Raw genomic sequence first — 13,865 nt, 5'->3', positions numbered from 1 at the left:
CAGTGGCACCCACTGTAATGAAAACGCTATATACTTCAAACGAATTAAAAATTGTTTGTATATTTTCTAAAGTTATACAAATGAACTTGCACCAGTTCCGTTTTGTGCGCGAGGCCGTTCGTCAGAATTTCAACCTGACGGAAGCCGCCAAGGCGCTATTTACCTCCCAACCAGGCGTCTCCAAGGCCATCATCGAGCTGGAAGAAGAGCTTGGTGTCGACATCTTTGCCCGGCATGGCAAGCGCATCCGTAATTTGACGGAGCCCGGGCGCATCATCTTCGAGTCCGTCGAACGAATCCTTCTAGAGGTGGAAAGCCTCAAGCGGATCGGCAAGGATTACGCTGCGCAGGATCAGGGCAGCCTGACGATTGCCACGACGCACACGCAGGCCCGGTATTCGCTGCCGCATGCGGTGGCCGAATTCAAGAAGCGTTTCCCGAAGGTTCGCCTCTCGATCCTGCAGGGCAGCCCGACGCAGATTGCTGAGATGGTGTTGCACGATCAGGCCGATCTGGCCATCGCGACCGAGGCGATCGCCGGCTATAAGGATCTGGTATCGCTGCCTTGTTATCAGTGGCAGCACGTGGCCGTGGTGCCGCCGGATCATCCGCTATTGCAATTGCCGTCCGTCGGCATCGAGGATCTGGCGAAGTACCCCCTGATTACCTATGATCCGCAGTTCGCCGGACGCGCCAAGATCGATCAGGCGTTCGCACTGCGTCATATACAGCCGGACATCGTGCTCGAAGCTATCGACGCGGACGTCATCAAGACGTATGTGGAGCTGGGGCTGGGTGTGGGGATTCTGGCGGGGGTGGCATTCGACCCGGAGCGCGACCGCAATCTCCGGGCCATCCATGTGGGGCATCTGTTCGGCACGAACGTGACTCGCGTCGCGCTGAAACAGGGTGCCTATCTGCGCGGATACGTCTTCACGATGGTTGAACTACTGTCGCCGATTCTGACCCGCAAGCTGGTCGAGCAGGCACTGCGCGGCGAACACGAGAGTTACGAGCTTTGAAGTCTTGACGCGCCGCAAAGCGGCCGCCCATGCTGGCGAGCCCTTTCGGCGCGGTGAACGCCATCGAATTCCGCCGCGAAATTGACGCGCGCATCTTCTCTGAGCCCTCTCAAATAGTGAGTCACCGGCGCCCCCGCTCGGTTTGCGGGGCGTTTGCCCGGGTCTCCCCGCATCACCTCGTTGAATGCCTGCTGGATGCTCTCGACCTTGGCCCGCTTTTGCGGATGGTGAAGGTGCGTCGCTCTGAGGTCGTGCAGCGTCGAGCAGATGTAGGCGTATCGGAACTGCGTTTCCGGCGTGTTATCGGACGCGGAGAACGAGCGCATATTGAGATTCTTGATCGCCTTGAAAAGCTGCCGGAACGAACCCATTGTGACGCGACCTTGATTGTTTCGTGCACTCGGGCTGCAACGTGCCGCCACGGTTTCACTCAGGCTCACGAGTTGGGACGAGACAGGGGCACGGGAAAAGAACGTCATACTTGAAAAACTCCATCGAATTTCCAGGGGGATGCGCCTCCGCGAAACGCCGTCTCGGGCGATGTCCGCTAACGACGCGCGCTCCACGGCGACACGCAGGCAAAGACCGGGCCTGTGCCGGTGCGTTCCCGGCCTGACGCGGCCACGCGCGAATCGGGAAATCCCCTGCGTGCGCTCTCTGCGCGGTGCCGTCAGGCGCGGTGAGCCGGACACTATTTTTCTTCGCTGGCCTAACTCAACCTGTGCGGTATGCTTACGCGATTCGCTCAAAAGGAGACCCCATGCGCTCACCTCTTCGCGGCATCCGTTTGTCGGGCGTGCTGCTTGCCATGACCCTGACCGGTGTTGTATCGGCGGCCCACGCCGACATCACCGTCGGCATCGATCTTTCGTCGACCGGCCCGGCGGCCGCCATCGGCATTGCCAGCAAGAACGCCATGCAGCTTTGGCCTGCCCAGATCGGCGGGCAGAAGGCGCACTACCTCTTTCTCGACGACGGCTCCGACCCCGGCACGGCCGTGAAGAACGCGCGCAAGCTCATTAGCGAAAACAAGGTCGACGTGATCGTCGGCCCGAATATCACGCCGAGTGCGCTGGCCATGCTCGATCCGATTTCGGAGGCGCAGACGCCGATGATCACGTTGATCGGATCAGCCGTGGCCGTGGAGCCACAGGATGCCAAGCGCCGCTGGGCGTTCAAGATGGCGGCGAACGATTCCGCCATGGCCGATGTGATGACGCGCTACATGGCGAACCACGGCATCAAGACGGTGGGCTTTATCGGCTTCGCCGACGCGTACGGCGAGAGCTGGTGGAAGGAATTCTCGAAGTTTGCCGAACTGCGCAAGCTGAAGGTCGTAGCTCAGGAGCGCTTCAACCGGACGGACACGAGCGTCACGGGCCAGGTTCTGAAGCTGATGTCGAGCAAGCCTGACGCCATTCTGGTTGCCGGATCGGGCACCCCGGCCGCACTGCCACAGCGCACGTTGCAGGAGCGCGGCTACACCGGGAAGATCTATCAGACACACGGCATCGCAACCTACGACTTCGTGCGCGTGGGCGGCAAGGATGTGGAAGGCACGCTGTTCCCGACGCAGCCGGGCGTTGTCGCCAAGACGTTGCCGGCCGGGCATCCGGCGCGCACGGCAGCGTTGGCCTTCACGAAGAAGTACGAGACGAAGTACGGCGCCGACACTGTCACGCAGTTCGCCGCCGACGCCTATGGCGTATGGGATCTGCTCAACGATGCCGTGCCGCGCGCCGTGAAGGTGGCGGCGCCGGGCACCCCGGCATTCCGCGCGGCGCTTCGAGACGCCCTTGAGTCCACGCACAATCTTGCGATTCCGAACGGCATCATGAATCTGAGCCCGCAGGATCACGTGGGGCTGGATCAGCGCGCCGGCGTGATGGGTCAGATCAAGAACGGCAAGTTCGTCTATGTCTCGGACTGATCGCGGCATGGCGACATACACCGTAGCGTTTATCGGGCTAGGCGCGATGGGGGGTCAGATGGTTCGTCATCTGATGGCTGCGGGACATCGATTGCACTTGTATGCACGCCGGCCCGAGGCCGCCGCGCCTTTCGTCGAGCAAGGGGCGAAGGTGTTCGCCACGCCCGCGCAGGCGGCAGCACAGGCCGACTTTGTCGTCACCAACGTGACGACAACGCAAGACGTGGAAGAGGTACTGCTCGGCGCGCAGGGTGTGGTGCTTGAGGCGCGTCCGGGCACGATCTGCATTGATCACAGCACGATTTCGGCGGAGGCGACGCGGCGCATGGCGGCGCGTCTGGCGCGCCACGAGATCCAGTTCGTGGATGCGCCCGTGTCAGGCGGGCCGTCCCGGGCGGCAGACGCATCGCTGTCGATCATGGTCGGGGCATCGGGCGACGTCTTCGACAAGGTCAAGCCGCTGCTGTCGGTCCTGGGCACGACGATCACGCATGTGGGAGACGTTGGGGCGGGCCAGGTGGCAAAGGCCTGCAACCAGATCGTTCAGGTGATCAATATCCAGGGCATTGCGGAAGCGATGCTGTTCGCAGCGCGTAACGGCGTGGATCAGGACAAGGTCATCGAGGCGATTTCGAACGGACTGGCGGGCAGTCGAATGCTCGACATGATGGGCCCCAAGATGGCGCATCGGGATTTTGTGGCGGGGATCGAGGCACGTCTGCACGACAAGGATTTCTCGATGATTCTGGATGCAGTGGCTGACGCGGGGCTATCGCTGCCCGCGCTGACACTGGTGAAGAGGCAGTTGTCCGTGTTGATGGAGAACGGCTGGGGCCGTGACGACACCTCGTCGCTGCTGCGCGTTCTGGAGGGGCAGCAGCAAGTTCACTAAATCCCGGCGAGGCGGGCTTGTGGCCGGGAGAAATTTCGGTCATAATCTCGCCTTCGTCCGGTGAGCCCTCGGGTTCCTCGTACGAATCACGCTGCGACACTATTCGGTGAACGCACACCCGCCCAGGTGGTGAAATTGGTAGACGCAGGGGACTCAAAATCCCCCGCCGCAAGGCGTGCCGGTTCGATTCCGGCCCTGGGCACCACAAGATCTATATCGCGCAAGGCTTTCCCGGTTGTTTGGCGTAATTCTGGCGTAATGCCACCCCATCAGTCCGCGCAAGGTTTCGCGTCTTGCATGGATTTCATGACATGCAGACTTATATCGCGCCAGATGCGTCACAGTCGGCACAGCGCCCCCCCTTCATGCTCGTATGGCCGCAACGCTGGCGTGCTTGCGTGACAGCGCTCTTGCTCAAACATGCCGAGTCGGAAGGTGACAGGATCAGCCCTAGGTCATGCACAACCTCATCGATTGAAGTCGACCGATAGATGGCCATAGTCGGCCGGTTCAGACATTCCAACGAGACTGGTGAGGTGTTCTCCAAGCATGGAGCGTCACCTTACCGACGATGCCCCAGCGCCGCTTTCGACCATTAGCCCTCAGATATAAAAATGCCGTTCAGCGGCTAAATTGAACGGCATTAATCCCTTGCGGGGAGCCCTTTAAACATCTGTGGCGGAGACGTCGAGGCGAGATCTCCCCAAGTAAGAGCGCGCTCCTTCATCGCACAACCGCCGCATTTACGCCGCTTCGCCTTGGTCACCTGAGCTTCGCGGTTGCATGCCCGCGCCCCACTCAGCAGCGCCTTCTATACGGTTCTTGTCCATCAGTTCGCGATTTACGCTCCGCGCTTCCTCCCCGCACTCGGTCGCCCTCATGCAGTTGCACTTCGCTTCATTCGCCGTGACCAACTTATGGCGGGACTTCCGCCCGCAGGAGTGCGCCCATGCTGGGCGCACTCACAAAGGCCGGTTTCCCGGCCTCAACATGCTGTGTCACGTGTAATAACCACCAGTGACGCATGTGTTTTGCGGGTAGCCAGCCGGGCACCGCGGCAGAAATGTTGCCAGAGTTACAGTCTTGTCCGAACCAGAAGAATCCTATTTCGGTTCCTTGTCGCAGGACTCCGGTTTGCCGCAAGTGACGCTTTTGACCTTGCGGCCTTCCGTCACGTCGCGGAACCAGTCCACTACGCGGACGCCTTCCTCTTCATTGGTATAGAAACGGTCGAAAAGGAGCTGCGTGTGCTCCTTGCCCCGGCTCGTAAAGCCCGCGAAGCCGGGGATCCCTTTGGCCTGTTCCGCACGGTTCTGCAGCAGCAGCGGGTAAAGCCTGGAGGGAGTGCCGAAGGCCTTCTGGAACCTTTCCTGCGCCTGGTCATAGGCGGTGTCGAGTTCGACGACGCGTAGACGCGGCGCGTGTCTCACCGCCGCGCGGCCGAGGTCTTCGAACGTCGCGCTCCCGCGATCGACGCCGCCCGTCCATTCGGGCGCGCCATCCCAGAAGCCCCAGTTCTGGATCAATTCCGCAATCTTCGGGGACCGATAGCCGCCCGCGCCGTCCGAGACGGCGGTAATCTCAACGTCCGGATATTGATCCGCGACTTCCGCCGCATAGATCGGCGCGCCAATGGCGCCCGCGCTCGACCCGGCGACGACGATGCGCTCGGGTTTCTTCACGTTCTTATAGACCCAACTGAGCACCGATTCCACATTTGCACGGCCCCGGTGGCGCATCGCCACCTCCCGGCCGTCCGCCGTCTTGTAGGTCACATCGCGATTGCCGAGGTATACGTCGCCCGTGCAATAGGAGGCATAGACCTGCGTCCATTTGGCAACCGGGTTTTTCGGGTTGCCGAGGTCGAAGACGCCCCGCCAGTCGCGCGGGTCGCTTGGATCAACCCGTTCAGAGAGTCCAAGGCGACCCATGTATTCGCTCCGCCAGCGCGGTTCGTTTGGCTGAGGACGCGCGAAGGGAATGTAAACCGCCGAGCTGGGGTCGCATTGCTCGCCCGTCCAGCAGGCGCCGCCGCCACTGAGAAAGATCATGAGCTTTGCGGCGTCCGCGCCTTCGCCCGGCTTCACATGGAAGGCATAAGGCGTTCCTGTCGCGCAGGAGGTTTCGCCACCCGGCTCAATGGTCGTCCAGGGGGTCTTCGCTACCTGGCCTTGTGCCTGCGCCATGACGCCGACCGGAGCGAGCAAGAAGGCAAGGGTGACGGCGTGGCGGATCTGCATAGGGTTCCGCCCTCCCGGAGTAGTGCTTTGATTGGTGGCGAGTTTTTCCCGCCCGATGATGCAGAGGACTTTGCGGAACCGATTCTTATTCATGAGTGACCTGCCCTATAAATTGAGAGAAATATATGAGCAGTCTCTCGTGCCCCGGCGCATTGTCGCCCAGCACACACCTGCCCACTCATGCCGCCAAAATATGAGGAAGGCGAACAACGATCCTTTGAAGAAGAGGGGCTTTTGTTTGAATACCCGCCGAAACTCGACATCTGTCGGCAATCTCCCACACTCCGCCAAAGGCCGACGAGCTAAAAAGTGGAGTTTTCTTGATACTGAAGCCTTTGCGGGCCGGCAGGCTTCACGGCGAAAGCGAACGCGTTGGCGATGGCTGCGGAGATGCTCGACACGACGCCACCACCTGCGGCAAACTCAGGCAAGCCATGTCCCCCTCACATCAAAACAGCCGCTCGTGGCGGCCGTTGTTGTCGTGTTTCGGTCGTTACGTTCCGTTTGCCTATGTGGACGGCCACACCACCGCCTGCACTTCATCCGTACTGGTCGCCGCCTCGATCTGCGCCGTTAGCGAGATGCGCGTGCCAATCACCTCGCCTGCTGCCGCCTCCCAGGCGCTCGCGCGCTGCTGCACCATCGCAGCCAACGCCGCTACCGTCCGTCCGGCTGCCTGCGCGATCACGATGAGCAACGGTGTCGGCGCAGACGCCTCATCGGCGAAGGCCCGTGCTTCTTGACGTTGCCGCTCCCACGTGCCCACCTCGCTGGGTGGGTATGGCGCTTTCAACGTGGCTAGCACCGCCTCACACGCGGCGTTGATGCGTTCCCGTTTGCAGCGATTTCGCCGTTGCCAAGTCAACCGGCTGCGCCTGCACCGTGTACACCGAAACTCACGAACACCAGCCCTCACACGCTCCGCAACGCACGCTGCCACCTCGGTACTTCGTACTGAATTCCGCAGCCAAGTAAGCACCGACGTCGCCCTACGATACAAGGGCTCGTCTCGTAACAAGACCGTATAAGCCCGTTCTATCCCGCCTCCCCACTCTTTCGATTCTGCATAGTCTCCGCCTCTCGCTCGCCGAGGAACGCCACGACTTCCTGGGCTGTCGCGCGGGCGCTGCGTGTCACGCCGATCAGCGTCGCCGAGGCGTATCCCGTCCACTCCCCGTATCCGACGAGCCACAACCGGGGCTGCGCGACGGCACGCGTGCCCGACACGCGAATCCGTCCGTCGGCTTCCGTGATCCGCAGCGCATCCAAATGTGCCAGCGCCGGACGAAAACCCGTGCACCAGATAACGACATCGACCCGCGACTGCGTGCCGTCCGGCCACATCACGCCGTCTTCGACGAACCGCGCGAACGGACGTACCGCATGCAAGTCACCTCGCGCGCGGGCCGCCAACACCGGCGGCACCATCACGATATGCCCGAGCCCGTTGTCCGGATACGGATCGGGCAAGCCTCGCTGAGCGGCCTGCCAGCGCGCCGTAGCTCGCTCGAAAAGTATGCGGCCGTCTACGTCGTCCGGTAAGTAGGACGGCGGCGCGAGCGTGACCCAGGTTGCCTCGCTCACGCGCGACACCTCAGCGTAAATCTGCGCCCCTGAATTCCCTCCGCCAACCACCAGCACTCGCAACCCCTGCAACTCATGCGCGCCGCGATAGTCGGCCGAGTGCATCTGACGGCCGCGGAACGATGCATGTCCCTCATATGCCGGCACATACGGCGATCGCCACGATCCCGTCGCGCTGATCACCGTGCGCGCCAGCCAATCGCCGCTGTCGGTCTGCACCCTCAGCCCGTCGCTTTGCGCGAGAACCGCTGTGACCTTCACAGGGCGTTGCACCGGCACCCCATAACGCGCCTCGTACGCGCGCAGGTACGTCACGACTTCGTCGCGCGTCGGATAGTGCCGCTCACCACCCGGCATCGGCCACCCCGGCAGCGAACTCCATTGCGCGGGGGAAAAGAGTTGCAGCGACGGCCACGCGCGCTGCCACGCGCCCCCGGCAGAGGTCTGATCGTCCAGAACCACGTAGTCGACCTGCCAGCGACGCAGGAAATATGCCGTCGCCAACGCTGACTGCCCGCCGCCGATAACCAGCGTGTCAACGCTTCGCGGCGAACCCGTATGCGGCGCGCTCATGCCATCTCCGCCCGATCCGCCTCATCCGCCTCGTGCAGATGTTTGAGCGGCCCCACCTGCCGAAAATAACGTCCCGGCGACTTGCCGAACGCGCGACGGAACATGGCGATAAAGTTGCTGGGCGTGGAGTACCCGAGCGAATCGGCGATCGTGCCGACCGGTTCCCCCTTGGCCAGCCGGTCAAGGGCGCTCACCAGTCTCGCCTGCTGCCGCCACTGGGTGAAACCCATTCCCGTCTCCGCGACGAAAAGCCTTCTGGCGGTGCGCGACGAAACGCCTGCGCGCTGCGCCATCGCCTCGAGCGACGTATGTCCGCCCAGATCGTCGAGCACAGCGCGAGCCACGCGCAGCACACGTGCGTCGGTCGGCATTGGCAAACCGAGCGGCTCTGCCGGCGCGCGCTGAATCTCGTCGACCAGCACCTGCGCGAGCCGCATCTCGTCTTCCGTCAATACGTCGCGCAACGCCCACGACACCGCCCGCTTGACCAGCGCCTCCAGCAACTCCGATACCCCCACCACACAAGGTGCCGACGGCAACGCCGTCGCCGCGTAGGGCGCGACGAGCACGATCCATCCACTGACCACGCCGGTGAGCGACACACGATGCGTGACTTCCGGCGGAATCCACCCCGCTCGATAAGGGGGCAACACCCACGCGCCAAACGGCGTATGGACATGCACCAGACCCGAGTGGATGCAAAACAGCTGACCGCGCACATGGGAATGCCAGTCCAGCTCGCGCGTCCCGATCCGGAACAGACTGCGATCGTGTTCGTGCCCGCCAAACGCCCACACCGGCGGGCCGTCGGGCCGGTCATTCGGCCGATATTTGGCGAACGGCGACTCGGCAAGCGACATCAGAGGTGCATCGGGTTGGGGCTTCCGCGTATCGAGGCTCATCGCTTTGTCCGATTTACATTGTTTTATGACCAAACAATGTTATCAGGTCAACAAACAGCGCGCAGACAATGAGCGAAGTACCACTGCCAGCTGCCTCCGGGCGGCTCATTCGAAATCATGTCTGCCTTGCATGTCACCATCATCGGCGCGGGTCTGGGTGGCCTGTGCCTCGCTCAGGGGCTCCGCCGCGCGGGGATTTCGTTCGACGTCTACGAACGCGACGACGCGCCCGCAGCCCGTTTCCAGGGCTATCGCCTGCGCATCGACGCCGACGGCCTCGACGCCCTCACCCAATGCCTGCCCGATGGCCAAGTCGAACGGGTGCGCCAGCGTGCCGCCGTGGCACGTACCGGCGGGCGCTTCGTCACGCCGCAACTCGACGACGCCAACGTCGTCCTGCCACCGAGCTGGCACGATGCGCACACCGATACCGACGCCACTACGCGTCTGCGCAGCGCCCCCTCTGCCGCCGCTCGCCGAACGGCGCCGCCGGAGGGTATCCCCGGCGACCTCAGTCTGCATCGGCAGACGCTTCGCGAGATTCTGCTGGACGGCATTCTCGATCGCGTGCACTTCGGCAAGTCGTTTTCGCGTACGACGACCACGGACGACGGCTGTCGCATCGCCCACTTCGAAGACGGATCGTGCAGCGCACCGGGCCTCGTCGTTGCGGCCGATGGAAGCCACTCCCGCGTGCGCGAATACGTGCTGCCGGGCATGACACCGCGCGACACCGGCAATGTCTGCTGCTACGGCCTGACACCGCTATCCACGGCCCTGCTCGTACTGATGGACGGCCACGGCGAAGCCACGGTGATGGAAGGCAGCACCGTGGTATTTGCAGACGGCTTCGCCGTCGTCATCGAAGCCATGCTGTTTCGCCGCCAACCCGGTGGCAACACCCCCTCCGCATCCGCCATCGCCCCCGACCGGATGCCACTGTCTCCGGTATCCGATTACCTCTACTGGGCATTCATCGGCCCGTCGCAAAAGCTGCTGAGCACCCCGAGCGCAAACGACGAGTTGCACGGCCCCGCCCCGCTCGCCCGCATCGAGGCGCTTACCGAGTCCTGGCATCCGCACCTGCGTTCACTGTTTGCGCACGCGGTTCCCGACACTATCCGTACGATGTCCGTGCGCAGCACCACCACCCCACTGCCATGGCAGGTCGACGGGATCACCGGCCTGGGAGATGCCGTGCACACGATGAGTCCCGCGGGCGGACTCGGCGCGAACACGGCACTGCGCGACGCCGTGCGACTGGCCGAACATCTGCGCGCCGTGGCACTAGGACGCAGCACGTTGACGCAAGCCATCGCCGCGTACGAGCGCGACATGTGCGAGCGCGCGCGCGAAGCCGTTCGGCTGGCCGACGCAGGGGCCGCGCTGCTCAATGCCCGTCGCCCCCTGCCGAACGCGCCTGTGCAACCCGATGTCGACGCCATCCATTTATGAGACGGCGCCTCTCCCGTGTTACTTTTACGGCAACGTTACTGCGCGCGAGGAGTGACCATGTACACCGTAATGGGCATCACGGGGCGAGTTGGCGGCGTCATCGGGCACGATCTGCTCACGGCAGGTCTGCCACTGCGGGCTGTCGTTCAGGACCCGGTCAAATCCAGTCGATGGGCAACACTCGGCAGTGAAATCGCGGTTGCCGAAAACGGCGACGTCGGTGCGCTCATGAATGCCTTTCGCAACAGCGAAGCGGTATTCGTCATGCTTCCACCGAACGCCGACCCCGAGCCGGACTTCTCGCACGCGCGGCATCTGATCGACGCCATCCGCCAAGCGCTGGCGACTACGCGACCAAAGCGCGTGGTCTGCCTCTCGAGCATCGGCGCGGATTGCGAATCTCCCAGCCTGCTCACGGCACTGCACATGTTCGAGACGGCGATGGTGTCGCTCTCGTTGCCGGTAACGTTCCTGCGCCCCGCCTGGCTAATGGAGAACTTCGCATGGGACATCGCGCCCGCACGCGAGCGCGGCGAGTTACCGAGTTATCTGCAACCGGTGGATCGGACAATTCCGATGGTCTCGACGAGCGACGTCGGTCATTTCGCCGCGCGCGCCATGCAGGAGCATTTCACCGACGAACGCATCTGGGAAATCGAAGGACCGGATCGCTACTCGCCCGACGACATTGCGGCAGCACTCGCCCGTGCGCTGGCTCGAGACGTTCGTGCCGAGGCCGTGCCGCGGGCCGGTTGGGACCCGCTGTTCCGTGCGCAGGGCATGCGCAACCCGGCGGCGCGCATTCAAATGCTGGACGGCTTTAATAACGATGACTTCCGGTTTCGCGACGGTGGCCAACATACGCTACGCGGCGAGGTCACGCTCGTGCAAGCGATTGCCGCATTGGTGCGGGAAAGCTGACGAGGTCCCTCTCGCCACCCTCGCCACCTCATCGCGCCGTTACCGATGGCCGTCGCAAACCGGCGTTTGCGCGAGCAACTCGCGCCATCGCTGCGCCCAATCGCCGTCGTGGGCCAGGCCGCTCACAACGCGCGTCTTCACGCACGTCCCGCCTGCGGCCGACGCAAAGCGGCGCGCAACCTCCGGCGGCACGACCGCATCCTGCGTACCGCTGTAATGGATCTGCGCAATGCCGGCAACCTGCCGCGCGACATCGATGGGATTGCGCGACGCGGGCATCGGCGAGACCCGGTGCAATCGATTGACATACTCGACGTCGAGATTGCCCGCCACCGTGCGCAGGGTGGCGATGTCGTGCCGGCGGGCCGCCACTAGCACGGCAATGGCGCCGCCGCCCGAATAGCCGACAAGCTCCACAGGCTGCCCCGGCACACGCGCCGCCAACTGCCCTATGGCGGCGTCCATCGCATCGACAACTTCGGGCGCGAAGCGCTTGCCGGTCCAGTACGCGACCTGGCAGCGGGGATTGTCCGGCATCGGAGTGAACTGGCAGGGCCGTGCCAGATAGGCGACATTGGCCGATGGGTCAGCCGCAGCAAGCGCCAAACCGGTCGCGGCGACTGGTGTCGGATCGAGCGACGGCTCCGAGCGCGAGACCCAGGCAAGACCGTCGCCTTCGATGTAGATGCGCAGTGGTTTATCGGTGCGGTTGATGCGCGAGAACACGGTAAGGCGGAAGTCGCCGGCCGCGAGCACTTCCCGTTGCAGTCCGGCGGGGTTGGCAAGCGACTCGGCGTGCGCGTCGCGATCCAGACTGGCGCAGCCGGAAGCCAGCAACGCCAGCCCCAGCACGCTCCCGCAGAGCAGAACGCGCCACGATCCGGCGCCTCGCCCGTCACCGCCTCGATCAAGCCGCGTCATCGCGCCACTCGGCCACGAACTGCTTGAGCGCCTGCGCCATGCGCTCGACGACAGGCGCCCATTGCGCACGCGCCTCCTGACGGAACAAGCGCATGCCGGGGTACCAAGGCGTATCGTCCCGATCGAGCAGCCAGCGCCAATCGGGCACGAACGGCAGCAGCACCCACACCGCACGCCCCATCCCTCCCGCCAGATGTACCGGCGAGGAATCGACCGAAATCAGCAAATCGGCGAGATGCAGAATCGCGGCGGTGTCCTCAAAATCACGAATTTCATCGCTCAACGGCATTATCGACATGCCGTCGGGCGGCGTATTTGCCTGCGCCGATGCCGGCCCCTTCTGAATCGACAGGAACGTCGCCCCGCTCGCGCCCAGCGGGGCGAGTTGCTCGAGCGGCATGGAACGATTGCTGTCGTTGGCGTGCTCCGGGCGTCCGGCCCACACCATGGCGACCCACGGTCTCGGCACGTCTGCGAGCCTTTCGCGCCAATGGGCAACGCGCTGTGCATCGGGGCTGAGATAAGCCACGTCGCCGGGCAGATCGGCAAGCGTCAGGCCCATTGCCATTGGCAAGCTCATCAGTTCGCAATGCTGATCGAACGTCACCGGCAACGTCCCGCGAGCGACGATATCGTCATCGCCCCACATACGTTTTGCAATCGACAACGTCTCGGGATTGACCTCGAAGATCACGCGCGCCTGACTGCGCTCGCGTGCCCAACGGGCCATACGCATGAACTGGAATGTGTCGCCAAAGCCCTGCTCGTCGTGAATGAGGAGCGTCTGGCCGGGAATCGGACGACCGTCCCATCGCGGGCGTTGGACCTTGCGCTCGATGGACTGGGTATGTTCAAGGCTGTAGCGATAGCGATACTCACGCCAGCCGCGCTCGAAGTCTCCCAGCAAGAGCAACGCTTCGGCGAGGTCGAAGCGGTTCGACAGATCACCGGGCACCTGACGTGCGAGCCTATCGAGCAAGTCCCGCCCTTCCCGTGCCTTTCCCTGCGCACGCAGCACGACCGCGAGCAGTCGCCACAGGGACATGGGAGCGGCGTCCGTCGCCACGACGTCACGGAGCATCGCCTCGGCCCGCTCGTAGTCCTGTGCCTGCACGCGCGCCACGACCGCTTCGTAAATGGCGGTGAAGTCCGGCGACTCGGGCACATTGTTCGGTGGGAGGCTGGCGATGGAGGGCTGAGCGGCGCCCGTTGCCTCGCGCGCAGCGATGTCCGCCTCGACAATGCTGAGCGCTGCCCGCGCATCGGCGCTCTCGGGCAGGAGCACGAGTGCTTCACGGGCATTCGCCAGCGCTTCGTCCAGTCGCCCGACGAGACGCAGAATTCGCGCACGCGCCACGAGCGTCGAAGGATGCTTCGGCGCAAACGCCGACATTACCTCAACGGTCTGCAATGCCGCCGCCACGT

The 13,865-nt window shown here is 63.5% G+C and carries 13 protein-coding genes and 1 tRNA gene; 6 read left to right on the top strand and 8 right to left on the bottom strand.

The window, feature by feature from the left end:
• Positions 1–80: 80 nt before the first annotated feature.
• The gene (locus PCO31110_RS24835; RefSeq protein WP_010804378.1) at positions 81–1,022 is read left to right on the top strand and encodes a CysB family HTH-type transcriptional regulator; all 942 of its coding nucleotides are present in this window, start codon (positions 81–83) and stop codon (positions 1,020–1,022) included.
• Here the strand turns inward: PCO31110_RS24835 and PCO31110_RS24830 are convergent.
• Positions 1,010–1,501 carry a hypothetical protein gene (locus PCO31110_RS24830; protein WP_150691692.1) on the bottom strand — a complete coding sequence of 164 codons (492 nt, stop codon included), beginning with the start codon at positions 1,499–1,501 and terminating at the stop codon, positions 1,010–1,012. The genes PCO31110_RS24835 and PCO31110_RS24830 overlap by 13 nt on opposite strands.
• A gap of 281 nt (positions 1,502–1,782) precedes the next feature.
• Between PCO31110_RS24830 and PCO31110_RS24825 the strand changes: the two genes are divergently transcribed.
• The 3 genes from PCO31110_RS24825 (at position 1,783) to PCO31110_RS24815 (ending at position 4,049) form a co-directional block, all read left to right on the top strand.
• Complete coding sequence (locus tag PCO31110_RS24825; protein WP_010804380.1) at positions 1,783–2,952, top strand: ABC transporter substrate-binding protein; 1,170 nt, start codon at positions 1,783–1,785, stop codon at positions 2,950–2,952.
• A gap of 7 nt (positions 2,953–2,959) precedes the next feature.
• On the top strand, positions 2,960–3,844 hold the full coding sequence (locus PCO31110_RS24820) for an NAD(P)-dependent oxidoreductase (protein ID WP_246189974.1): 885 nt from the start codon (positions 2,960–2,962) through the stop codon (positions 3,842–3,844).
• A gap of 120 nt (positions 3,845–3,964) precedes the next feature.
• Positions 3,965–4,049: transfer RNA gene (locus PCO31110_RS24815), tRNA-Leu, on the top strand.
• 114 nt (positions 4,050–4,163) lie between these two features.
• Here the strand turns inward: PCO31110_RS24815 and PCO31110_RS24810 are convergent.
• The 5 genes from PCO31110_RS24810 to PCO31110_RS24785 form a co-directional block, all read right to left on the bottom strand.
• Entirely contained in the window at positions 4,164–4,343 is a 180-nt protein-coding gene (locus tag PCO31110_RS24810) for a transposase domain-containing protein (RefSeq protein WP_150691690.1), read from the bottom strand.
• Between the two features lie 604 nt (positions 4,344–4,947).
• Positions 4,948–6,177, bottom strand: coding sequence for a pectin acetylesterase-family hydrolase (locus tag PCO31110_RS24800; protein WP_150691689.1), 1,230 nt, complete (start codon positions 6,175–6,177; stop codon positions 4,948–4,950).
• A 415-nt stretch (positions 6,178–6,592) separates the two neighbouring features.
• A complete protein-coding gene (locus PCO31110_RS24795; protein ID WP_150691688.1) occupies positions 6,593–6,877 on the bottom strand; it encodes a hypothetical protein in 285 nt (94 codons plus the stop codon).
• Between the two features lie 242 nt (positions 6,878–7,119).
• Positions 7,120–8,241, bottom strand: a complete 1,122-nt coding sequence (locus PCO31110_RS24790) for an ArsO family NAD(P)H-dependent flavin-containing monooxygenase (RefSeq protein ID WP_150691687.1) — start codon at positions 8,239–8,241, stop codon at positions 7,120–7,122.
• Positions 8,238–9,143, bottom strand: a complete 906-nt coding sequence (locus tag PCO31110_RS24785) for an AraC family transcriptional regulator (protein ID WP_010804395.1) — start codon at positions 9,141–9,143, stop codon at positions 8,238–8,240. The genes PCO31110_RS24790 and PCO31110_RS24785 overlap by 4 nt, the downstream gene beginning before the upstream one ends.
• A 117-nt stretch (positions 9,144–9,260) precedes the next feature.
• Here PCO31110_RS24785 and PCO31110_RS24780 point away from each other — a divergent pair, with 117 nt between their 5' ends.
• Together PCO31110_RS24780 and PCO31110_RS24775 are read left to right on the top strand one after the other, a co-directional pair.
• Positions 9,261–10,598: an FAD-dependent oxidoreductase gene (locus PCO31110_RS24780; protein ID WP_150691686.1), complete on the top strand. Its 1,338-nt coding sequence runs from the start codon at positions 9,261–9,263 to the stop codon at positions 10,596–10,598.
• Positions 10,599–10,655: 57 nt separating this feature from the next.
• A complete protein-coding gene (locus PCO31110_RS24775; RefSeq protein ID WP_036661396.1) occupies positions 10,656–11,519 on the top strand; it encodes an NmrA family NAD(P)-binding protein in 864 nt (287 codons plus the stop codon).
• Positions 11,520–11,558: 39 nt separating this feature from the next.
• On the opposite strand, the gene PCO31110_RS24770 is transcribed toward PCO31110_RS24775, so the two are convergent.
• Positions 11,559–12,440 carry an alpha/beta fold hydrolase gene (locus PCO31110_RS24770; protein ID WP_150691685.1) on the bottom strand — a complete coding sequence of 294 codons (882 nt, stop codon included), beginning with the start codon at positions 12,438–12,440 and terminating at the stop codon, positions 11,559–11,561.
• A complete protein-coding gene (locus tag PCO31110_RS26325) occupies positions 12,427–13,605 on the bottom strand; it encodes a glycosyl transferase family 8 (protein ID WP_036661460.1) in 1,179 nt (392 codons plus the stop codon). Before PCO31110_RS26325 ends, PCO31110_RS24770 begins: the two co-directional genes overlap by 14 nt.
• Positions 13,606–13,865: the final 260 nt, after the last annotated feature.

The organism is Pandoraea communis, assembly GCF_902459745.1.
Classification (GTDB): Bacteria; Pseudomonadota; Gammaproteobacteria; order Burkholderiales; family Burkholderiaceae; genus Pandoraea; species Pandoraea communis.
The sequence above is the reverse complement of the archived record's forward strand: the minus strand, read 5'-3'. Positions and strand labels throughout refer to the sequence as shown.